Consider the following 21,511-nt stretch of genomic DNA (forward strand, 5'->3'; position numbering starts at 1 on the left):
GCCATTTGCTCAGGTCAGAGTGTCCCACCGACACCTCTCTGCACCAAAGCCCCAATGCCTAAGAACCCGCGAATGGCCCTCTTGTGGCGTCGCGAAATCGGCGTTGGATATGGATTTGACCAAGGGTAACAGTCGTATCCCCCGAGGTTTTGCGTATACGGAACAAACGGCTGTTTTGTGGATCAATGCTCTGGGGAGGGATTATGAGCCAATCACACCATCCGTGGACTGCGTTTTACGACCCGTCCATGCGCACCAAGATTGAGACCGCACAGTACAGAACCATCGGCGACATGGTCAGCGCCGTGTCCCACCTTTACAAAGATCAGCCCGCGTTTACGGCCTGTTTGCCCAACGGGATGAACGGCACCCTCAGCTTTGCGCAGGTGGACGAAATGTCGGACGGGCTGGCGGTATACCTGCGCGAAACGGCTGGCCTGAAACAGGGTGACCGGGTGGCGGTCCAGATGCCCAACGGATTGTCCTTTCCGGTCGTCGCATTCGCGATCCTGAAAGCCGGATGTGTGATTGTGAACGTCAATCCGCTTTATACAGCCGAGGAAATGGCTCACCAGTTTGCGGACTCCGATCCGCAGGCTCTGATCGTCGTGGATATCTTTGCCGACAAACTGACCCAAGCCCTTAAGGGCCATCCCATCCCCAACGTCATCGTCACCCAAGTGGCCGAGTTCTTCCCGGCCATGCCACGCGGCATCGTGCGGCTGGTACAAAAGCATTGGGATCGCACGCTGGCCTCCATCACCCTTCCCCACATCCGCCTGCCGGACGCCATCGCGGCAGGCCATCAGGAAAGCAAGCGCAACGACATCGCGGTTGAGGGCTATCGCGGAGCCCTGTCGCCTGATGATATCGCGTGCCTCCAATATACTGGCGGCACCACGGGCGTGGCCAAGGGCGCAATGCTGACCCATGCCAATCTGATGATGAACATGGAACAGACCATGGAGATGATCAGCGGCGTCGAGAAAGGCCGCGAGGTGGCCCTCACCGCCCTGCCGCTTTATCATATCTTTGCGTTCACGGTGAATTTGCTGGGGTTTTACTACCTTGGTGCACGCAACATCCTGATCCCCAACCCACGCCCCCTCAGCAACCTCAAGCGCGCGTTCGAAAACTATCCGATCACGTGGATGAGCGGTGTGAACACGCTGTTTAATGGGCTGAGCAACGAGGTCTGGTTTCAGGACTCGCCCCCCAAATCGCTGAAATTCGCCTCTGCCGGGGGGATGGCGCTGCAAAGCGCGGTTGCGGAGCGCTGGCAAGACGTAACGGGCAAGCCCGTGCTTGAAGGATACGGGCTGACCGAATCCTCGCCCGTCATCACGTTCAACCCGCTTGGCAAGACGCGTGCCAATTCGATCGGCATCCCCCTGCCCTCGACCGAGCTGCGATGTGTGGATGAGACCGGCAACGAAGTCCCCCAAGGCGAGGCCGGAGAACTGACAGCCCGCGGCCCGCAGATTATGCGGGGGTATTGGAACAAACCCAACGAAACCGCCAAAACCATGTGGGACGGCTGGCTGCTGACGGGTGACATCGGGATCATGGACAAGGATGGCTATTTCTCGATCGTGGATCGCAAAAAGGATATGGTGCTGGTCTCGGGCTTCAACGTCTATCCCAACGAGATTGAGGACTGTCTGGCCCGCCATCCCGGCATCATGGAGGCGGCGGTGATCGGGGTGCCCGATGGGGCCTCCGGCGAAGCGGTCAAAGCCTTTGTGGTGCTGCACAACGCCACCCTCAGCCCCGAAGCCATCCGCGCCTACTGCAAAAAGCATCTGACCGCCTACAAGGTGCCAAAAACAGTCGAAATCCGCGACGATCTGCCAAAATCCAATGTCGGTAAGATCCTGCGCAAGGATCTGCGCCAGCTGGACGCCGCGATGCGCGACGCGTCCTAAGACCACTCTGAACAGGTAGATAATCGACATGGTCGGACAATTCGAACAGGCAATTCTCGCGCTTATGATCTTTGTGATCATGCTTGGCATGGGGGCGTCGCTGACGCCGCGCGATTTCATCCTTGCGCTCAAGCGGCCCTATGGGTTGATGATCGGGGTCGTCTCGCAATATGGGGCGATGCCGTTGATCGGCTTTTTTCTGGCACTGACCCTGCCGGTGTCGGACCCGATCAAGATCGGCATTCTGCTCATGTCCTGCATGCCCGGCGGTACCACGTCCAACATTTTCACCTACTTTTCCAAGGGTAACCTCGCGCTGTCCGTGCTGATGACGGTGACATCGACGGTGTTCGGGGTGATCCTGATCCCCATCGTGCTGGTGGTCTATGCCGGCGCGCTGGACGTGGACATTCCGCGCGAAAACATCATCATCACGCTGATCCTGCTGCTGGTGCCCGTCGCGATTGGGATGGTCCTGCGCAAGCTGAACGCCAATCTGGGCGCGGTGACCGAATTCATGGGCTCGCTGCTGGCGATCTTCTTTATCGCATTCCTGATCGTGTCGTGGATCCCGCGCAACTTTGCATTCCTGATGGAGACGGGGTGGGCGACTTATGCGGCCTCCATCGCGCTTGGGCTGATCGGGATCACGGTGGGTTATCTGTTTGCCAAGGCGCTGCGGCTGCATCCACGCAATGCGCGCACCGTGGGGCTTGAGACGGGTATTCAGAACGGCCCGCTGGCCATCGCCATCGTCGCCTTCACCTTTTCAGGGGCCGAACAGCAGGCGGTGAACGCGGTGCCTGTGCTTTATTCCCTGTTCATCGTGATCGTGTCGACACTGGTGACGCTGTATTTCCGCCGCGCCAACACCGCTGCCGAACAGAAAATGCCGGACGGGTTGCTTTAGCGGCGACTGCACCACATGCAGATATGTGACGGGGGGCGATACGTCGCCACCGGGGGGCTACGGTACCCCCCCGGTGGCCTTGGAATCATTGCAGGATCTGTGCCGAACGGAGGCGCACCTTTGCGAAATCGATGAACGTTCTGACTTTGGCGGGTGCGCGCCTGCCTTCGACATGGACCAGATGAATGGGCAATGGAGCTGGTTCGTATCCGGTCAGGATGCTTTGCAGCTGACCGTCCTGCAATTCGGGACCCACCTGATAGGACAGCGCGCGCACAAGGCCCCAGCCTTGGCGCGCGGCGGTGATCGACGCCGCCACACTGCTCACATGCAGCCGTGGTTTCAGGCGGACCACTTCTGATTGATCCACACCGAAACGCCAATCCGTTATCTGACCAGCCGCCGAGGCGGACACGATCTGATGCCCTGTCAGGTCTGCCAGCGTTTGGGGGTACCCGTGACGTTCAAAATAGCTGGGGGCCCCGCAAATGACCCGACGAACGGTGCCCACCCGCACCGCGGTCAACCCCGAAGACGGCAAAGGGCCGATGCGCACCGCCACATCAAACCCCTCTTCCACCATGTTTGCGACGCGGTCCAGCATGACGACCTCGGCGGACACACGTGTATACATGTCCAGAAACTCGGTCAGGATCGGCATGACATGGATGCGACCGAACTCATTGGGGCAAGTCAGACGCAACTCCCCCACGGGGTTCGCAGCCGCACCCGAGGCCGCATCCTCGGCGGCTTGAACATGCGCCAGAATGTGGCGCGCATCTTCGAGATAGGTGGTGCCAACGTCCGTTAACCTGACACGCCGTGTGGTCCGCGAGAACAGGCGCACGCCAAGACGATCTTCCAGTGCCTTTACGCCGCGCGTCGCAGAGGGCGCGCTCAATCCCATCCGACGCGCGCCTTCGGCAAAGCTCTCGGCCTCGGCAACTGCGATAAACACCTCAAGGCTTTGCAAACGATCCAAAACAACACCCTATTACAATCATAATGCGAAATAGTGTCTTTCAGATTATCCGCATTCATTCGCCAGACAAGCCCAATTAAGGTGGAACTTACACACCACCTGTTGCGTCAACAGCGTTTAGAGGATCACCGCCATGACACAAGAAGCCCCCCGCCACCCGCTGCCTCCCTTCACCGCAGAAACCGCACGGGAAAAGGTCCGACTGGCCGAAGATGGTTGGAACAGCCGCGACGCGGCCAAAGTCACCTTGGCCTACACACCCGACAGCAAATGGCGCAACCGCGCGGAATTTCCCCAAGGTCGGGTCGAAATCGAAGCCTTCCTGACACGCAAATGGAACAAAGAGCTCAACTATCGGCTGATCAAGGAGCTGTGGGCCTTTGGCGGCAACCGCATCGCCGTGCGCTACGCCTATGAATACCACGATGACAGCGGCAACTGGTTTCGCGCCTACGGCAACGAGAACTGGGAATTTGACGAGAACGGCTACATGGCGCAACGCCACGCCTCGATCAATGAAATGCCCATCTCGGAAACCGAACGCAAATTTCACTGGCCGCTTGGGCGTCGCCCGGACGACCACCCTGGGCTGAGTGACCTCAACCTCTGACCTTCCCCCGGTTTCAAAGGACAACACAATGACTGTCAAACTCTATCGCAATCCGAAATCCGGCCATTGTCACCGGGTCGAATTGATGCTCGCCTTTCTCGGTGTGCCCTATCAGACCATTGACCTCGATATGGCCAACGGGGCGCACAAGGCACCGGATTATCTCAAGATCAGCCCCTTTGGCCTTGTGCCCGCGATTGACGATGATGGCTACACGCTGGCGGACAGCAACGCGATCTTGATCTATCTGGTGCAGACCTATGCAAAAGGTTCAGACTGGATGCCTGCTGATCCCAAGGAGGCTGCCGAGGTGCAGCGGTGGCTGACCATCGCGGCTGACAACATCTATTCGGGTCCCTGCGCTGCCCGCCTGGTCAAGGTGTTTGGCACCAAACATGATCATGCCGCCGCACTCGCCAAGTCACATGACCTGTTCAAAGTGATAGAGGCGCACTTGGCAAACCGTGACTGGCTGGTCACGGACAACGTCACCATCGCCGATGTGGCAGGCTACAGCTACATCGCGCATGCCCCCGAGGGCGGCGTGGATTTGGCCCCCTATCCAAATATCCGAAGCTGGCTCTCCCGGATCGAGGCCACGCCGAATTTTATCGGCATGGCGACATCGCCGGTCCCCGAACTGGCATAGTGGATCTGCGGCATGCCGACGGCACATTCCGCCTCGGCATTGCCGTTCCTCCCCCACTTGAAAGGACCAATGCCATGATCAGGCTGGACCTCGACCAACCGTTTCACGCGGGTGAATTGGAGGCACAAGCGCGCGCTGGCGCCGGCGATGTGGCGCAATGGGCCGGCGGGTTCATTCGTGACCACCTGCCAGAACAGCACCGGACGTTTCACACATCGCTGCCCTTCCTTGTGGTGTCTGGTGGGGATGCCGAGGGGCGTGCCTGGGTCACCATGGTTGAAGGGGCCGATGGCTTTGCACGCGCACCCCACCCGCGTCTGATTGAACTGGACACAGATGTTGACCCAACCGATCCGCTGGCCGATGCCTTTCGGAGCGGCACAGAGATCGGCGTTTTGGGGATCGAATTGGCGAACCGCCGCCGTAACCGTTTCAGCGGGGTGATGCGCGCGCGGGATGATAGCTATGCGATTGATATCAAGCAAACTTTTGGAAATTGCCCCCAATATATCCACGAACGCACCTGGGCTCGTGTCACCAAGACCGACGCGGTTGAAGCGCACCAGAGTGACGCGCTGAGTGACACCCAAATCGCCTTGATCGGTGCGGCGGATACCATGTTCATCGGGTCCGGCCACCAAGGCGAAACAGGTGCAGTATCCAACGGGTATGACGCATCGCACAGGGGCGGCGCGCCCGGTTTTGTGCGCGTGGTGGACGGCACCCATCTGCAAATCCCGGACTACGCGGGCAACAACTTTTTCAACACGATCGGCAATCTGATTTCGGACCCGCGCATCGGGCTTTTGTTTGTCGACTTTGAAACGGGCGGCTTGCTGCACGTGACCGGGGTCGCCGAGGTTGATTGGGCCCCTCTAAACGCCCGTGACCCCGACGCGTGGCGCTTCATCAATGTCGAAATCGACCGCGTGATCTGGCGCCCCGGTGCCACCTCGTTGCGGTGGGACAGACCGGTCGCTCAATCGCGGCAACTGCGGCTTGTGCGGCGCGCACCCGAAACGACCAGCATCACCTCGTTTTACTTTGCACCTGTGGATGACCGCCCTTTGCCGTCGTTCGCGCCGGGTCAGCATCTGCCTATTTCCGTGCAAATCCCGGGGCAAACCGGGCTGACATCGCGCAACTATTCCTTGTCCGGCAGCCCATCGGATCAGGCGCACTACAGGCTGAGCGTCAAACGCGAAGACCACGGGGGCATGTCCCGGTTTCTGCATGATCACCTGCGCGTCGGCGACATCATAGAGGCGCGCGATCCTTCGGGCACGTTTGTGCTGCCCAAGGGCGACGGGCCGGTTGTGTTGATCAGCGCAGGTGTCGGGCTGACCCCGATGGTGTCGATGCTGCATGCTGCCGCCGCCACCAGCCGGACCGCATGGTATGTGCATGGCGCGCGCTCGCAACTCGATCACGCACTTCAAACGGAAGTTGCCGATCTGATTGCATGCAATGAAACCCTGCACCAGCGCACCTTCTATAGCCGGGCGCAGGACGCTGACCTTGCGGACCGGGAGGTCGCCCGCAGCGGTCGCATCACGGCTAAGGACATCGCCGCGATGCAAGTTGGGCCCGATGCGGATTATCTGCTGTGCGGCCCGGCCAAGTTCATCTCCGCCATCATGTCCGGTTTGGAGGACCTTGGAGTGCCAAAGGACCGCGTCCATTTTGAGACTTTCGGGCCGAGCATCGCGCACAGTTAAGCCGCTCTGCCGCGAACATTGGGATAGCAGGCGAGGCCCCTGCCCGTGCGGCTAGGCGTTCAGGTCCTCAAGCAGCCGACTGTGGCGTCGAGTCTCCGCGATCAAGTCACCAAAGGTGACGAACCCGCGCGCCTCCAGCAGAGGCAACAGTTTGACTAGAACCTCAGCCGTTGCCTTAGCATCGCCCAAAGCCGTGTGGCGGTCTTGCACGGGGATCGTGATCGACAGCCGGTCACACAACGCGTCCAGCGAATGCTCTTGGGTTGTGCCGAACACGGCGGCGGACAACAACACGGTGTCAAGCACAGGGTGGTTCCATTTTACCCCCATTTGCGCCTCGGCGGCACGCAGCAGGCCGATGTCGAAGGGGGCGTTGTGGGCGACCAGCACGGCATCCCGCGCGAAGTCATAAAACGCGCGCCCGACAGCACCGATGTCGGTTGCATCCGCAACGTCCGCGTCGGCAATCCCGTGAATTTTGGTGGACGACAGCGGGATCGGGCGGCCCGGATTAACGTAGGCGTCCATCACTTCGCCGGGCACCCTGCGACCGTTCAACACCCGCACCGCGCCAAGCTGAATAATGTGATCCTGTTCGACCGACAGTCCTGTCGTCTCGGTGTCGAACACGACATAGCACAGTTCGGACAGCGGTGTTGTAGAGACCTCGGTTGTCCCGGCGGCGTTGATCAGGTCGAAATCGAAGACCAGCGGGCGCGGTTCTGTGCGCGCCACCGCCCCGGTTTCAACATCGACACAGATCATGTGCCCGCCGCCCTCCAGTGCTTTCAGTTTGGCATTTTGCCCGGCCCCCTGCGCGGAAGCATGCAACGCAAAGGAGACGCAATCGGTCTTGGCCGACAGACGGCTCTTGGCCTCGGCAAACCCGCTCAGATCAAAATACTCGGCCAAAGGGGCCTTGAGGCAGGGCGTTCCGCCCGCAGACAGGAGGGCGGCGGCCTGCCCGTCATAAAGGATGATCTCATCCGCGGCATTCAGCAGGATCGTGGCAATGGGAATCTCGCTCAGCAAGGCGACCAGCCGCGCGTGATCGTCTGACAGTTGCTTTGTATCATCGCCAGAGCCCGCGGTTTTGACGGTCTGCGCCAGCGCATCAACGGCGGGGGCAAGGTCGCCAAGGTACTGAGCGGTATCCGGGGTCACATCGCAATCCACCCCGGCATGGGCGCGCAGGCGCAGGTGTGCAGAAAGCCGGTTGATCGGCTTTGCCACATGTTCATCAAACAACAGCCAGACGACCAGGATCAGCCCTGTGTTGAGAAATCCAAAGACGACAAAAGCCGTCAGAAAAGGGCCCGTGGGGCGCACATCCGGCGCGCGGAACCACCCGAACGCCATCGCACCGGCGGCCAGCGCCAGTCCCGCTATGGCCAACAGGCAGAAGAACAGGAAAATCCGCAGGCGCAAGTTGAGCCGCATGCCCATGTCAGGTCTCGCACACAAGCGTCAGGACGGGATCGTCCACCAGCAGCACATCCCAATCTGCGTTCGACACGGTGCCATCCGCGGCGAAATCCGCACCATCAATCAGCACCGCCGAGCGCGCGCCGACACAGTCAAACAAGACCGGAACCTGCGTGACAGGCGACCAGCGACCAAAGAAGTACAGATCGGTCAGCCGCTGATCAGGCAGGTTTTCGTTGGTGCGCGTGGTCGCGATATCGGCTGCGACAAAGCGTTTTGTATAGGGCCACACCTGGGTCCAGGGGCGTAGCCAGCTTTGTTCTTGCACGGTCATGGCGATGTCCACCCCTTGCGGCAAGCGTTCTGCCGTGCGCTCAAACCAGGTGTATTCGTTCGAGATGGTCATACCGATCATGCCCAGACCCGCAGTCACGGGCATCACCCATTTGGGCAAGCGCCATCCCGTGGCGATGTTGAGCAGCAATGCGACGCCCGCGCAGGCGATCCCGGCAAAGACGGTGGCGATCAGTTCCAGAAACATGAGCTCATCCTAGCGCAGCTTTACCGGACCCGGCAGCCGATTGCATGGTTTTGACAACGACAAACGCATCGCGCAGGTGGCTGCGTTCAAAGTCGGACAGCACGGACGGGTCAAGGTAGTTGGTTGGTTTGTCATCGCTTTTGATCTGCGCGGCCTGATGCGCCAGACGCAGGTTCGCAATAAGGTCATAAGCGTCCAGCAGATCAGCACCACCCGAAGCGGACACCACCCCGGCAGCCATAGCCGCCGTCAGCCGCGCGCGGGTGTTCACAGGGTCCAGCGTGCCTTGCAGCATGTAGATCCGCCCCAGATCGACAACCGGGACGACACCCTTGTGCTTGAGGTCCAGTTGGTTGCGGTGATCCCCCGACCGGATCGTGGCCAACCCGCGCAGCAACCCCAGAGGCGGCTGGTGTTTGAGCGAGTTCGAGATCATGTGCGCTGTGAAAATCGAATTCTGCGTCGCCGCCTTGAGCGTTTCAGCCTGTAGGGCATGAAACAGCGTATCATCGCCGCCAATGGGTCGCAGGTCGAACATAACAGAGGCCAGCATTTGCGCTTCGGGGTTCGGCCTGGCGATCCACCCTTTGAAGTAGTCGCGCCACACGTGCAGCGGTTGGGTCCAGCGGGGGTTTGTCGCCATCATATCGCCCGGGCAGTAAAAATATCCGCATCCGTCCAGCCCATCGCTCACCCACTTGGCGAGAGCGGCGAAATAGGGCATGTGCGCCGGGGTCACATCATCCGACAGGATCAGGCAGTTGTCCTGATCGGACACGCCTGTCTGCTCCTGCCGTCCCTGGCTGCCACAGGCGAGCCACACATAAGCGACGGGCGGCAGGCCAAGCTGCGCCTCGGCCAGCGACAGCAAACGGCGCGTCGCGGTGTCCGCGATATCCGTGATCAGGCGGGTCACAACCTCGTGCCGGTTTCCAGCACTCACCAGTTGGACAAGAAGCTGTGGGATCTCGGCCGTGACCGACGCCATTTCGGCAGGCGTTTCGGCTTGGGCCACACGACCAACAAGGTCGGCTGAAGATGTTGCAAGGGCCCGTGTCAAATCGGTTTGGGTCACGATCCCAAGCAGCACGTGCCCCTCCACAATGGGCACATGACCAATGCCCCGTTCGACCATCAGGTGCAAAACATCCGTCACCAGCGCCTGTGGTGGCAGGGTGAGTGGATCGGCAGTCATAATCGAAGACAGCGGCGCGGTTGGCGCGATGTTTTGCGCGATCACGCGGGAATTCATGTCGCGCAGGGTGACGATCCCCTGGAAGTGTCCGGGCGTGCCGACACAGATCGAGGAAATGCGGTGCGCGTGCATCAGCGCGGCGGCCTCACGGATGGGAGCCTCTGGCAGGCATGTGATCGGATCGCGGCTCATCAGTTGGGCAACTTGCAGCACGGCAAGATCAGCGCCCTTGTTCGACAGGGACGGGCCGCGGTCAAAGAACCGCGCCACCCCGGCATGCGCCTCTATCAGCCCAAAGAGCGTCTCTGCGGGCATCACGATCAACGTGGCTGAGGCCACCGCCCGTGCCGTCCGGCTTGCAATCCCGTCGCGCAGCAAGGCGCGTTCGCCGAATGAATTGCGGGCGCCGAGCAGCGAGATTTGGACGCCTGTGTCGTCGGTGATTTCCACCTCTCCGTCTACAACGATGTAGAGATTCTGAACCGTGTCGCCCAATGCAAAGATCGTATCGCCCACGCCAAAGGACATCTCGGAAGACGCCTCGGCCACCGCCTTGAGCGCAGCATCCGGCACACCGTCATAGGGATGTGTCGAGGCGAGGAATTGCGCGAGATGTGCCGGCAGGGGCATGCAGTTGGCCTTCTTGTGGCATGTCCTGCCCACATGGGTGCGGACAGGATTGTGTCGCATCACCGGGCGCATCCGCAAAAGATACGCCCGGCTTTCGGCAGGCTAGTGACCCTCAACCGCTGTGCCCGCACCGCGCGGCACGCGGACACTTTGGACAAGGTCCTTGATCTCCTGCGGGGTTTCCCTGGTCATACCAGAGACGATGAACGCCACCGCAAAGTTGACCATGGCACCGATCGCCCCAAAGGACGTGGACTTGACCGGCCCAAGCAGCGGATCGGCATCCGTGAAGGAGTTGGTGTCGGGAATGAAAAACCATCCCTTGTGCAGGAAGATATAGAGCAACGTGACCGCCAGCCCGGCCAGCATGCCCGCAACCGCACCCACATTGTTGATGCGGGTCGAAAAGATGCCCATCATCAGCGCAGGAAAGATTGACGCCGCCGCAAGTCCAAAGGCCAGCGCCACGGTTTGCGCCGCAAATCCCGGCGGGTTGAGGCCCAGAGTGACCGCCACCACAATTGCCACCGCCATTGAAATACGCGCGGCCATCAGTTCGCTTTTTTCGGACATGTTCGGCGTCAGCTGGCCCTTGAGCAGGTCATGCGAGACCGCGGACGAAATCGCCAGCAACAGACCCGCCGCCGTGGACAGCGCCGCCGCAAGACCACCTGCGGCCACAAGACCAATCACCCAGCCCGGCAATGACGCGATCTCGGGGTTGGCCAGCACAAGGATATCGCGATTGAAGTTGGTAAGCTCATTGCCCTCCCACCCGTTCTCAGCCGCCTTGGCTTGCAGATCCTCGTTCGCATCATTGTAATACTGGATCTTGCCATCGCCGTTCTTGTCTTCCCATCCCAGAAGACCGGTCTTCTGCCACGTCGCCATCCATGCGTAGTCCGGGTCGCTCTCGATCTGCTCAAGGCTGACCGCTTCGCCGCTGGTCCCGTTGGGCCACATCAGTTCGGAGATGTTCAGCCGTGCCATCGCACCCACCGCAGGGGCGGTCAGATAGAGCAGCGCGATAAACACCAGCGTCCAGCCCGCGGACCAGCGAGCGTCCGACACCCTCGGCACCGTAAAGAAGCGCATGATCACGTGGGGCAGACCCGCTGTCCCGATCATCAGCGACAGGGTAAAGAGCACCATGTTGATGGTCGACCCATGCGCCGCCGTGTACTCGGCAAAGCCAAGGTCGGTGACGATCTGGTTCAGCTTGGCCAGCAGCGGCTCACCGCTTTCGGTTGCGCCAAACAGCCCCAAAGCGGGGATCGGATTGCCCGTCAACTGCAACGAGATAAACACCGCCGGGATCGTGTAGGCCGTGATCAGCACGCAATATTGGGCCACCTGCGTGTAGGTCACTCCTTTCATGCCACCAAACACGGCATAGGCGAACACCACACAGGCACCGATCAGGAGGCCCCAGAAGGCGTCAATTTCGAGAAAACGGCCAAAGGCGATGCCCACCCCCTGCATCTGGCCAATCACGTAGGTGATCGAGGCCACCAGTAGACAGATCACCGCCACCATGCGCGCCGTCTTGGAATAAAAACGTTCGCCGATGAACTCGGACACCGTGAACTTGCCGAACTTGCGCAAATACGGCGCAAGCAACAGCGCCAGCAGCACGTAACCGCCCGTCCAGCCCATCAGAAAACTGGAATTATCATAGCCAGTGAAGGCGATCAGCCCCGCCATCGAGATGAAAGAGGCCGCAGACATCCAGTCCGCCGCCGTCGCCATGCCGTTGGTTACCGGATGAACGCCCCGCCCGGCTGCATAGAATTCGGACGTGGAGCCTGCACGGGCCCAGACCGCGATGCCGATATAAAGCGCGAAAGACGCGCCCACGAACAGCAGATTGAGTGTAAACTGATCCATGGTCCTATTCCTCGTCCACGCCGTGTTCCCGGTCGAGCTTGTTCATGCGCCACGCGTAGAAAAAGATCAGAATCAGGAAGATGATGATCGACCCCTGTTGGGCAAACCAGAACCCAAGGTCGGTGCCGCCCACCGCGATGCCGGACAGCAGCGGGCGCAGGATGATCCCGAACCCGAACGAGACCAGCGCCCATATGGCAAGGCTGATCAGGATCAGACGCACATTGGCGGACCAATAGGCGTTCTTGTCAGTGTCTTGGGACATGTGTGGTTCCCTCCTTGGGTTGGTTCCCTCAAGGCCCATGCCGGGCCTTTCTTTGAAATGCGTTATGCCGTGGCCTCTGACACAACCACGTTGAGCCGGGCGGCGATGTCGTTGATCGCCCCCATGGCCGGAACGCGGCAAAGCGCCCCTTGGCTGTGATAGTAGTCGATCAGGGGGGCAGTCTGGGCGTGATAGGCGGCAAGCCGCTGTGCCACGGTTTCAGCGGTGTCATCCGCCCTGCGCTTCATGTTCGTACCGCCGCAGCGATCACACAGGCCTGTGGTCGCTGTGGGCTTGAAACTGTCGTGATAGCCTTCGCCGCAGCCGCCACAGGTGTAGCGCCCGCAGATACGCTCGACCATGGCCGCATCGACTACATCCAGACTGATCGCCGCATTGATGCGTTGCCCGCTATCACTCAGCAGCGCATCCAGCGCTTCGGCCTGAACGGTCGTGCGTGGAAAGCCGTCAAGGATGACCCCCTTGGCACAGTCCGGGTCTGACAGCCGGTCGCGCAGGATCGCGATCACGATCTCGTCGCTGACCAGATCACCCGCCTCCATCACGGCGCTGGCCCGGTGGCCCGCATCCGTTCCGGCCGCAACTGCGGCACGCAGCAGATCTCCGGTCGACAGCTGGATAAACCCATGGGCCGCTTCGAGCATACGGGCCTGCGTGCCCTTGCCCGCTCCTGGCGGCCCGAGCAGGATCAAAACGGGAGCAACGGTATGTGTCACAGCGCCTTCCATCAGGCCTCTCCCCGGTTCATGTCCATGCGATTTTTGACGAGGCCGTCCACGACGGAGATATCCGCCAGGCGTGCCGAATTCATCCTCGGTGAATTTGCCCAAATTGCGGCGATGATCTTGCGCAAACGTATCTTGGGCAGGCCCGGCACCCATTGAATGAGGTCCGGTTTGGCAATCAGTCCGATCTCGATGCGTAACTGTGCCATCAGACACAGCGGCCCCCTATCAGGCAGGGTATCGACGCACATGGTCAAGTCAGGCCAATGCACGTCAGGCCAGTGACAGATACGGCGTATATCGGCACGTTCTCGTCAGCGGCGGCATACGGGTTCTGTCGTGTCACCTTGGGCGATACCGTCCGTGCCGATCTTTCCAGATTCTCAATGATCACGGGTGTCTTCCTCACACTTGGCCAACAGCTTTCCGCATCTTAGGAAAATGCTGCGCCCGCGAGATAGGCTATACCAAATTGCAAAAATGCCGCCAATATACTGGTCTTGAATGTATTTTTTGTAAATTCATTTGCGTCAAAAGAAGTGAATTGGTTAACAATTTTTCTTGAAGACGGTTTTTACCTGCAATTTCGGCCGTCTAACTCCGAGTTGAAATCTGTGTCCGCGCGCTGTGCGCCACCAATCACACGCAGGATGTCACCGCCCTTTGGCGCTAACCCCAAGACCGCACCGAACCGACATGTCCGCCGTGCGCGCGGCACAGCGCGAATCGACCTTCTCAAAGCGATATCTGACAACGATGGGCTTGCTGTCCGCCAATGGCGGTTTTCAGCGACCGCCCCCAAGCCCCCTACCCGATCAACACGTCCCCAAAGGATTCACGCAGGTTCCGCTTCAGCACCTTGCCCGTCGCGTTACGCGGCAGCACATCCGTGAACACGACACGGTCCGGCACCTGCCACTTGGCGATCCTGCCCTCGAAAATCGACAGTACCTCCGCCTCGGACGGGTCCTGCCCTTCAGCGGCCACGGCCACCAGCACGGGCCGCTCATCCCATTTCTCGTGACGCGCACCGATCACCGCAGCATCCGCGAGCGCGGGGTGTGCAATGGCGATATTTTCCAGATCGACGGAGGAAATCCATTCGCCCCCTGACTTGATAATATCCTTGGACCGATCCTTGATCGACAGATATCCGTCCGCATCCAACGTGGCGACATCGCCCGTGTGGAACCAATCGTCCGTCAGCGTCTCGTCTCGGGTGCTCAAGAAATAGCTGTCGAGGATCCAGTGACCTCGGACCATCAGATTGCCTTGGGCCACCCCGTCACGGGGCAATTCGACCCCATCGGCGTCCACGATCTTGAGGTCGACACCCCAGGGCGGACGCCCCTGGTTTTCACGCAGCGCGTGCTGTTCGACCAGCGGCAGGTCCATATGCTTGGCCAGCGGTTGGTTGGACGAGCCAAGCGGTGACATTTCGGTCATGCCCCAGGCGTGGATCGTCTCGACCCCGTATTCCTCGCGGAAGGCAGTAATCATCGACGGCGGACAGGCGGACCCACCCACAACCGTCCGCGTCAGGCTTTCCAGCTTTGAGCCGGATTTCTGGGCCTCGCCCAACAGTCCCAGCCAGATCGTGGGCACCCCCAGGGCGATACCCACGCGGTAGGTGTCGATCAATCCCACCAGCGACGGCCCGTCCAGCCCCGGCCCCGGAAGCACCATCCGCGCACCCACCATGGCGCAGGCGTAGGGCGTGCCCCATGCGTTCACATGGAACATCGGCACCACGGGCAGCACCACATCCATCGCCGAAAAGCCGATGCAGTCATTGAGGTTGGAGGCAAAGGAATGCAGCACGGTTGAGCGGTGCGAATAGAGCACCCCTTTGGGATTGCCCGTGGTGCCGGACGTGTAACACAGCGATGAGGCCGTGTTTTCATCGAACTCGGGCCATGTGAAATCGGGCGCGCCGTCGGCAATCAACTCGTCATAGAACTTGAGGCCCTCGATCTCGGCAGCCGCCGCCTCATCCCGACCCTCCATCAGCACAATATGCTCAACCCCCGGCAGCTTGTCGCGGATCGCCTTGACCAGCGGGATAAAGGTGCGGTCGATGAACAACACGCGGTCCTCTGCGTGGTTGATGATATAGACCAGTTGCTCGGGAAACAGACGCGGGTTAATCGTGTGGCACACAAGGCCCGCGCCCGAGACGCCAAAGTAGATCTCGAGGTGGCGTCGGTTGTTCCACGCGATCGTGGCACAGCGCGCCTGCGGCTCAAGGCCAAGGCCCAACAGCGCGTCCCCCAATCGACGCGCATTCGCCCCCACCTGCCCCCACGTGGTGTCCTCGACGCCGCCACCGGTATTGACCGACACGATACTGGTGTCCCCATGAAACCGCGCCGCATGGTCGATCAGCGACGAAATCGTCAGGGGAAAGTTCATCATTTGGCCAAGCATGGCGGGCCTCCCGTTGGTGTGGCAAGGCGCGCGTGTCTCCGCACGTCCCCAGTTACACCAACCCTGCCAAGGGGCGGTGCAACTGGCAAGGGATTGATGCGCAGCAAAAAGGGGGCGAACGCAATGCCCGCCCCCATGCCGTTATCTTTGCACCTACCCGCAGCGCAAGGCGTCGGCATGGGCAATATGCCCGCGATTGGCCTCCACATAGGCGATCAGACCCGCAAGCACACTGGGTTGGCCCGCAAACCCGTGCCAGGGCTTGAAATGCGGGATATGCAGGAAGGTCGTGGGATCACGGCGCAACAGGTTGGCAAAGACAGAGGCAACCAGGCGGCCCCCCGCCCCGGTCAACTTGCCGTTGCCGTGCTGTTCGGCCTCTTGCAGGCAGTAGAACCACAGCGGGGTCTTGGTGATGCCCTTGTGTTTCAGCACATCGGGCACTTGGACAGGGTCCGTGCCCAAACGGGCCGCAACCTGCTGACCACTGGCAAGCTGATAGGTATAGCGATCCCGGACCATATTGCGCAGGGCAAGATTGCGCGATTGGGCCAGCGTCAACTCTTCGTCAATATCCGCCAATTCAATGGTGTCATGCACAAAGGGCAGGCTCAGCAAGGGAGCGCCAAGTTTCGGGCCCACAGGCCGTGCCTTTTGCGCGCTCACACCACCATTCATGCCAAAGAACATCGGGTAGTCGATATTGCCATCCTCCGGGCGCGGACCAAAGCCGGGCAAGGCAAACAGCGCACGCGCCGCCTCCCCATCACGCAGCGCATATTCAAACTGCGTCGTAGCATGACCAAAACGATAACCTGCTCCGGTGAACTCTACCGGCATCACAGGCGCATCCCAGCCAAAGGCGTGGTTCTCAAGAGCCCAGTCCAGACAGTCCTGCGTGACGAAGGATGGCAGCAATTCACACCACACAATCCACTGATAATGCAGACGGATAAAACGGCGCACCTCCTGAAAATTCGCCAGCTTGGGCGAGACGTGGTCATGCCAGACATGTTTTGGCAGCCCCTCATGGGCACATGTGCTGATGTCATGGGCCGCATCGCCGCCCTCCACCCGCTTGCTCATCAGAATGTTGTGCAACTGGATAAAGATCGACTGGACCTGGGCCACCAGAATGTTTTCGTCATTGCGCGGATCCCCGATCAGGGCCTTGCCCGCACAGGTGCGTGCCAGATCGCGATGGTTGTCATCACGGCCAAAGACCAGAAATTGCTCGGCCTCACCCGCACCATAAAGATGCGGCGACGCCTCCGGGCCTGCGCCATAAACGCAATCCAGATCCAGACTCGGGGTGCGCACATTGGGGATGGTCGACGGATCAATCCGGGTGCCCAAAGCCGACGTGGCATCCAGTGTGATATCGTGATCGACGAACTGACCGAAAAAGGTCATGCCCGCATCCGCAGGCCCATCCGTATTGTCGGTCGCGGCCATGGTCTGGGACAGATCATCAAGCGCCTGAATGACATCCGCATGGGTGATATTCTTGATGCGCACCGGGTTGGCCGGCATGAGCCGCCCAAGGGTCTGGGCAAAGGGGCGTGCGGGTCCCTCACCGTTGATGCATGATTTCATAAGTTGGTCGAGCCGTGACAGCCCGTGATGTGTACCAGCCATAATATTGGCCTCCTGATATGTTGAAAGTGATCAGCGAAAATAAGTCTCGCCTGACATCAGGATACGCGCTGTGGGGACAGCACCGCAGGTCAGGAAATCCCCCATAAGGTCCATACGCAAGCGGACAACCGCACACGTATGGGCCTATGTAGGTCGAAAAAACCTGTTTCTTTTGACCAAAAATACCGCCGCCGGAGGCAGCGCGACCGCCAAAGGCGGGCGCAAAACATCATATGCGCCGTCAGGCGCTCAATTCTTAGGGTGCGTCCTGGCGATGGGCGTGCAGATAGGCGACGAGGCTTTGCGTGGATCCATCCTTGCCGTCCGCGGACGCCGCGCCCTCGACCACGGGCTGCAAGGCTGTGGCCAGTTCCTTGCCCAGCTCGACCCCCCACTGGTCATAGGAATTCAGACCAAGAATGACGCCTTCCACAAACACCCGGTGTTCATACAGCGCGATGATCTGGCCAAGCGTAAACGGGTCCAGCATGGGATAGATCAGCGTGGTCGAAGGCCGATTGCCTGCAAACACCCGGTGCGCTGCCTGGCGCTCCAACTCGGCCCCCTCAAACGATCCGGAAATTCTGGCGCGCGCCTCGTCCAGCGTGCGGCCACGTAGCAACGCCTCGGACTGGGCCAGACAATTGGCGACCAGCAGGTCGTGGTGATGGCGCAGATCGTCCTCATGCCCGTTGGCCGCCACCATGAACTCACACGGGATCACCGAGGTGCCCTGATGGATCAGCTGATAAAACGCGTGCTGCCCGTTTGTACCCGGCGCACCCCACACCACGGGGCCGCTGTCCACCGGCAAGGGCGCGCCATCCATGCCAACGGATTTGCCGTTGGACTCCATCTCAAGCTGTTGCATGTAGGCGGGCAATTGGCCAAGGCGCTGATCGTAGGGCAGCACTGCACGGGTCGCATGGCCACAGACCTGCCGATGCCAGATACCCACCAGCGCCAGCATCAGGGGCATGTTCTCGGCACCCTCGGCAGCACAGAAATGGCGATCCATGTCCTGCGCCCCGCGCAGAAAGGCCCGGAATGCCTCAGGGCCAATGGCCAGCATGATGCTCAGACCGATCGGGCCCCAAAGCGAATAGCGCCCCCCCACCCAGTCCTCGAACCCAAAGACACGGTCTGCCGGAATGCCGAAATCGGCCGTCTTTTCCATATTCGTCGACAGTGCGGCAAACTGCGCACCCGGATCGCCGCCGTGATCCTTCATCCATGCGCGTGCAGTGCGGGCATTGGTCATCGTCTCGATTGTGGTGAAGGTTTTGGAGGCGACAATCACCAGCGTGGTCTTGGCATCAAGCCCGCGCAACGTATCCGCAATATGCGCCCCGTCCACGTTCGACACGAAATGACAGCGTGGCCCGTCGCGATAGGGTGACAAGGCCTGCACCGCCATGGCAGGGCCCAGATCGGACCCGCCAATGCCGATATTGACCACATCCGTGATACCAGAGCCGCGCACGGTGTCCGCATAGACGCTCATGCGATCAAGGGTGGCGAGCACCTCCGGCATAACGTCGACACCGTCTACTTCGATCGCATCGCCATCCAGATTGCGCAGGGCGGTGTGCAGGACGGCGCGCCCTTCGGTCTCGTTGATCCTGGCCCCTGAAAACATCGCATCACGGCGGGCGGCAACCTGACACCTGTCCGCCAACTCAAGCAGCAGCGCGCGGGTGTCGGCATCGATGTTGGTCTTGGAATAATCAAACCGCATGTGCTGGGTGCGCACCGAAAACGCATCGGCGCGGGCCCCATCAAACAAATCAAGGATCGCGCGATCCGCCACATCGGCCTGTTTGGCCTGTAATTCACTCCACATGGTTCAATCCGCCCAATGCACAGTCAGGCCGCTCAGCACAGCCCGGATCGGGGCCTCACGGGGATCAAGGGATTGCGCGGCCTCCAAAGCGGCCCGCTTTTCGGAACCAAAGATCACAAGATGCTTGGCCAGCGCCCCCGCAAGGGCCGGGCCGGAAAACGAGATGCGCGGCTCCTGGCCTTCGACCGACACAGGCACCACCAAGGGCGCATCATCCGCCAGCATCGCATCCAGCCCTTCCGCGCCGGGAAACAGGGAGGCGGTGTGCATATCAGCGCCCATGCCCAGCAACAGGATGGAAATCGGCATCTTGACGTGCAGCTGATCCGACAGCGCCGCCGCTGCCGTCTCGGGGGTTTCACCGGGCTTATGAAAGGGGATGAACTGCGCTTGCGCTGCCCGTTCGATCAACAAACGCTCTTTGATCAGTCTGGCGTTTGAGCGGTCGTGATCATCGGGCACCCATCGCTCATCGCTCAGCATGACATGCACCCGGTCCCAATCCAGATGCGCCGCACACAGGCTGTCAAAGATCGGCCCCGGCGTTGTCCCCCCCGGCACCACAAACGAGGCCCAGGGATGCACCAGCAAAGAATTCTTCAACTCACTCGCCAGAGTATCGGCCAGACCCATGGCCAGAATTTCGCGGTCGGGATATTCGATCAGTTTCATGGGGACACCTTACGCCAGACACGGGTATCGCGGGCCAGCAATTGGACCGCATCCACCGGTCCTTCACTGCCGCTTTCGTAGATTTTGGGCACATCACCGCGCGCGTCCCAACCGTTGATGATCGGATCGGTCCAGGCCCAGGCGGCCTCGACCTCGTCGCCGCGCATGAACAGGGTCTGGTTGCCCCGGATCACATCCATGATGAGGCGTTCATAAGCATCCGGCGGATCTGCGGCATCCGCCCCAAGAGCCTGGGCAAAGGACATATCAAGGGGCACATTGATCAGGCGCATGCCCCCCGGCCCCGGCTCCTTGATGGTCACGCCCAACTCGATCCCCTCATTGGGTTGCAGACGAATCGAGAGTTCGTTGCGATGATCGCCCCCATCCCCAAAGATCGAGTGGTTGAGTTCCTTGAACACGATGGTGATTTCGCTGCTGCGCGCCTTGAGTCGTTTGCCGGTGCGCAGATAAAACGGGGTACCCGCCCACCGCCAGTTCGAAATCCCCAGCTTCATCGCGATATAGCTTTCGGTGCGCGAGCGCGGATCGCCAACGCCCTCACGATAACTCATCTCGTCCTCGGTCGCGTCATACTGTCCACGCACGATATGGTGCGGCTCAACCGGGTCAAGGGCACGGATGACCTTGAGTTTCTCATCACGTACCGCATCAGGGTCGAATTTGGAGGGGGGTTCCATCGCAATCAGACACAACAATTGCATCAGATGGTTCTGTACCATGTCGCGCATCGCGCCAGACTTGTCATAATACTCACCACGCCCGCCCACACCGACCGTTTCCGCCACCGTGATCTGGATGTGGTCCACATACTGCGAATTCCACAGCGGTTCGAACAGCATGTTGCCAAAGCGGACGGCCATGAGGTTTTGTACCGTCTCTTTGCCAAGATAATGGTCAATCCGGTAAATCTGACCTTCGTCAAAATAGGCGGCCAGATCGCGGTTCAGCGCACGCGCACTCTCCAGATCACGGCCAAAGGGTTTTTCGACAACGATGCGGCTGCTGTCATCGGTCAGGCCATGCTGGTTCAGCCGCTCGGCCAGATCCCCAAACAAGCCAGGCGCGACCGAGAAATAAAACGCACGCACCACGTCCGGACGCATCAGCTCGGCCATCTCGCGCCAGCCTTTTTCACCGCGCGCATCAATGGACACGAACGCCATGCGCTCAAGAAACCCCTCAAGCGTGCCGTCTTCGCAGCTGCGCTGCCCGCCAAATTCACGCACCGCCTCGGCAACAAAACTGCGATATCCCGCGTTGTCCATGTCACCGCGTGCCGCGCCGATCACACGCGAATTTTCAGGCATCTGACCGGCGCAATAGCGGCGGAACAGGCCCGGCAAGATCTTGCGACGTGCCAGGTCGCCCGTGCCCCCAAAGATAACCAGGTCAAAAGGTTCGACCGGAATGACGCGCGACACCAT

Annotated in this window: 18 protein-coding genes; 5 read left to right on the forward strand and 13 right to left on the reverse strand. The window is 60.4% G+C overall.

Annotation, left to right across the window (positions count from 1 at the left end; all coding sequences use genetic code 11):
- Positions 1-203: 203 nt before the first annotated feature.
- Complete coding sequence (locus Q0859_RS04760) at positions 204-1,925, forward strand: AMP-binding protein (protein ID WP_299148091.1); 1,722 nt, start codon at positions 204-206, stop codon at positions 1,923-1,925.
- 28 nt (positions 1,926-1,953) lie between these two features.
- On the forward strand, positions 1,954-2,835 hold the full coding sequence (locus tag Q0859_RS04765) for a bile acid:sodium symporter (RefSeq protein WP_299148093.1): 882 nt from the start codon (positions 1,954-1,956) through the stop codon (positions 2,833-2,835).
- An 85-nt stretch (positions 2,836-2,920) separates the two neighbouring features.
- On the opposite strand, the gene Q0859_RS04770 is transcribed toward Q0859_RS04765, so the two are convergent.
- Complete coding sequence (locus Q0859_RS04770) at positions 2,921-3,817, reverse strand: LysR family transcriptional regulator (RefSeq protein WP_299148095.1); 897 nt, start codon at positions 3,815-3,817, stop codon at positions 2,921-2,923.
- A 133-nt stretch (positions 3,818-3,950) separates the two neighbouring features.
- On the opposite strand from Q0859_RS04770, the gene Q0859_RS04775 reads away from it, so the two are divergent.
- The 3 genes from Q0859_RS04775 to Q0859_RS04785 all read left to right on the forward strand — a co-directional run bounded on the left by Q0859_RS04775 (position 3,951) and on the right by Q0859_RS04785 (position 6,794).
- Positions 3,951-4,427 carry a nuclear transport factor 2 family protein gene (locus Q0859_RS04775; RefSeq protein ID WP_299148097.1) on the forward strand — a complete coding sequence of 159 codons (477 nt, stop codon included), beginning with the start codon at positions 3,951-3,953 and terminating at the stop codon, positions 4,425-4,427.
- A 28-nt stretch (positions 4,428-4,455) separates the two neighbouring features.
- Positions 4,456-5,076 carry a glutathione S-transferase family protein gene (locus Q0859_RS04780; protein WP_299148099.1) on the forward strand — a complete coding sequence of 207 codons (621 nt, stop codon included), beginning with the start codon at positions 4,456-4,458 and terminating at the stop codon, positions 5,074-5,076.
- Between the two features lie 74 nt (positions 5,077-5,150).
- Complete coding sequence (locus tag Q0859_RS04785) at positions 5,151-6,794, forward strand: pyridoxamine 5'-phosphate oxidase family protein (RefSeq protein ID WP_299148117.1); 1,644 nt, start codon at positions 5,151-5,153, stop codon at positions 6,792-6,794.
- A gap of 51 nt (positions 6,795-6,845) precedes the next feature.
- Here Q0859_RS04785 and Q0859_RS04790 read toward each other — a convergent pair whose 3' ends face one another.
- The 12 genes from Q0859_RS04790 to zwf form a co-directional block, all read right to left on the reverse strand.
- Positions 6,846-8,234 carry a 3'-5' exonuclease gene (locus Q0859_RS04790; protein WP_366523175.1) on the reverse strand — a complete coding sequence of 463 codons (1,389 nt, stop codon included), beginning with the start codon at positions 8,232-8,234 and terminating at the stop codon, positions 6,846-6,848.
- A 7-nt stretch (positions 8,235-8,241) separates the two neighbouring features.
- Positions 8,242-8,760, reverse strand: a complete 519-nt coding sequence (locus Q0859_RS04795; protein ID WP_299148121.1) for a hypothetical protein — start codon at positions 8,758-8,760, stop codon at positions 8,242-8,244.
- 4 nt (positions 8,761-8,764) lie between these two features.
- On the reverse strand, positions 8,765-10,585 hold the full coding sequence (locus tag Q0859_RS04800) for a DUF294 nucleotidyltransferase-like domain-containing protein (RefSeq protein ID WP_299148123.1): 1,821 nt from the start codon (positions 10,583-10,585) through the stop codon (positions 8,765-8,767).
- 102 nt (positions 10,586-10,687) lie between these two features.
- The gene (locus tag Q0859_RS04805; protein ID WP_299148125.1) at positions 10,688-12,472 is read right to left on the reverse strand and encodes a sodium:solute symporter family protein; all 1,785 of its coding nucleotides are present in this window, start codon (positions 12,470-12,472) and stop codon (positions 10,688-10,690) included.
- 4 nt (positions 12,473-12,476) lie between these two features.
- Positions 12,477-12,737 (reverse strand): DUF4212 domain-containing protein, encoded by a 261-nt coding sequence (locus Q0859_RS04810; RefSeq protein ID WP_299148127.1) that lies wholly within the window; start codon positions 12,735-12,737, stop codon positions 12,477-12,479.
- Between the two features lie 62 nt (positions 12,738-12,799).
- Positions 12,800-13,486: an adenylate kinase gene (locus Q0859_RS04815; RefSeq protein WP_299148129.1), complete on the reverse strand. Its 687-nt coding sequence runs from the start codon at positions 13,484-13,486 to the stop codon at positions 12,800-12,802.
- A complete protein-coding gene (locus tag Q0859_RS04820; RefSeq protein ID WP_299148131.1) occupies positions 13,486-13,692 on the reverse strand; it encodes a hypothetical protein in 207 nt (68 codons plus the stop codon). Before Q0859_RS04820 ends, Q0859_RS04815 begins: the two co-directional genes overlap by 1 nt.
- 598 nt (positions 13,693-14,290) lie before the next feature.
- Positions 14,291-15,910 (reverse strand): long-chain-fatty-acid--CoA ligase, encoded by a 1,620-nt coding sequence (locus Q0859_RS04825; RefSeq protein WP_299148133.1) that lies wholly within the window; start codon positions 15,908-15,910, stop codon positions 14,291-14,293.
- Between the two features lie 153 nt (positions 15,911-16,063).
- Complete coding sequence (locus Q0859_RS04830; protein WP_299148135.1) at positions 16,064-17,548, reverse strand: peroxidase family protein; 1,485 nt, start codon at positions 17,546-17,548, stop codon at positions 16,064-16,066.
- Positions 17,549-17,804: 256 nt separating this feature from the next.
- Complete coding sequence (pgi, locus tag Q0859_RS04835) at positions 17,805-19,391, reverse strand: glucose-6-phosphate isomerase (RefSeq protein WP_299148137.1); 1,587 nt, start codon at positions 19,389-19,391, stop codon at positions 17,805-17,807.
- A 3-nt stretch (positions 19,392-19,394) separates the two neighbouring features.
- Complete coding sequence (pgl, locus tag Q0859_RS04840) at positions 19,395-20,063, reverse strand: 6-phosphogluconolactonase (protein ID WP_299148139.1); 669 nt, start codon at positions 20,061-20,063, stop codon at positions 19,395-19,397.
- A complete protein-coding gene (zwf, locus tag Q0859_RS04845; RefSeq protein ID WP_299148916.1) occupies positions 20,060-21,511 on the reverse strand; it encodes a glucose-6-phosphate dehydrogenase in 1,452 nt (483 codons plus the stop codon). The genes pgl and zwf overlap by 4 nt, the downstream gene beginning before the upstream one ends.

The sequence above is a fragment of the uncultured Tateyamaria sp. genome, from assembly GCF_947497045.1.
Classification (GTDB): Bacteria; Pseudomonadota; Alphaproteobacteria; order Rhodobacterales; family Rhodobacteraceae; genus Tateyamaria.

Excerpts from the sequence above, each read along its gene's own strand:
- Q0859_RS04760 (WP_299148091.1), top strand. The coding sequence starts at position 204 with ATGAGCCAATCACACCATCCGTGGACTGCGTTTTACGACCCGTCCATG.
- Q0859_RS04765 (WP_299148093.1), top strand. The coding sequence starts at position 1,954 with ATGGTCGGACAATTCGAACAGGCAATTCTCGCGCTTATGATCTTTGTG.
- Q0859_RS04775 (WP_299148097.1), top strand. The coding sequence starts at position 3,951 with ATGACACAAGAAGCCCCCCGCCACCCGCTGCCTCCCTTCACCGCAGAA.
- Q0859_RS04780 (WP_299148099.1), top strand. The coding sequence starts at position 4,456 with ATGACTGTCAAACTCTATCGCAATCCGAAATCCGGCCATTGTCACCGG.
- Q0859_RS04785 (WP_299148117.1), top strand. The coding sequence starts at position 5,151 with ATGATCAGGCTGGACCTCGACCAACCGTTTCACGCGGGTGAATTGGAG.
- Q0859_RS04790 (WP_366523175.1), bottom strand. The coding sequence starts at position 8,234 with ATGCGGCTCAACTTGCGCCTGCGGATTTTCCTGTTCTTCTGCCTGTTG.
- Q0859_RS04795 (WP_299148121.1), bottom strand. The coding sequence starts at position 8,760 with ATGTTTCTGGAACTGATCGCCACCGTCTTTGCCGGGATCGCCTGCGCG.
- Q0859_RS04800 (WP_299148123.1), bottom strand. The coding sequence starts at position 10,585 with ATGCCCCTGCCGGCACATCTCGCGCAATTCCTCGCCTCGACACATCCC.
- Q0859_RS04805 (WP_299148125.1), bottom strand. The coding sequence starts at position 12,472 with ATGGATCAGTTTACACTCAATCTGCTGTTCGTGGGCGCGTCTTTCGCG.
- Q0859_RS04810 (WP_299148127.1), bottom strand. The coding sequence starts at position 12,737 with ATGTCCCAAGACACTGACAAGAACGCCTATTGGTCCGCCAATGTGCGT.
- Q0859_RS04815 (WP_299148129.1), bottom strand. The coding sequence starts at position 13,486 with ATGGAAGGCGCTGTGACACATACCGTTGCTCCCGTTTTGATCCTGCTC.
- Q0859_RS04820 (WP_299148131.1), bottom strand. The coding sequence starts at position 13,692 with ATGGCACAGTTACGCATCGAGATCGGACTGATTGCCAAACCGGACCTC.
- Q0859_RS04825 (WP_299148133.1), bottom strand. The coding sequence starts at position 15,910 with ATGCTTGGCCAAATGATGAACTTTCCCCTGACGATTTCGTCGCTGATC.
- Q0859_RS04830 (WP_299148135.1), bottom strand. The coding sequence starts at position 17,548 with ATGGCTGGTACACATCACGGGCTGTCACGGCTCGACCAACTTATGAAA.
- pgi (WP_299148137.1), bottom strand. The coding sequence starts at position 19,391 with ATGTGGAGTGAATTACAGGCCAAACAGGCCGATGTGGCGGATCGCGCG.
- pgl (WP_299148139.1), bottom strand. The coding sequence starts at position 20,063 with ATGAAACTGATCGAATATCCCGACCGCGAAATTCTGGCCATGGGTCTG.
- zwf (WP_299148916.1), bottom strand. The coding sequence starts at position 21,511 with ATGGTGTCGCGCGTCATTCCGGTCGAACCTTTTGACCTGGTTATCTTT.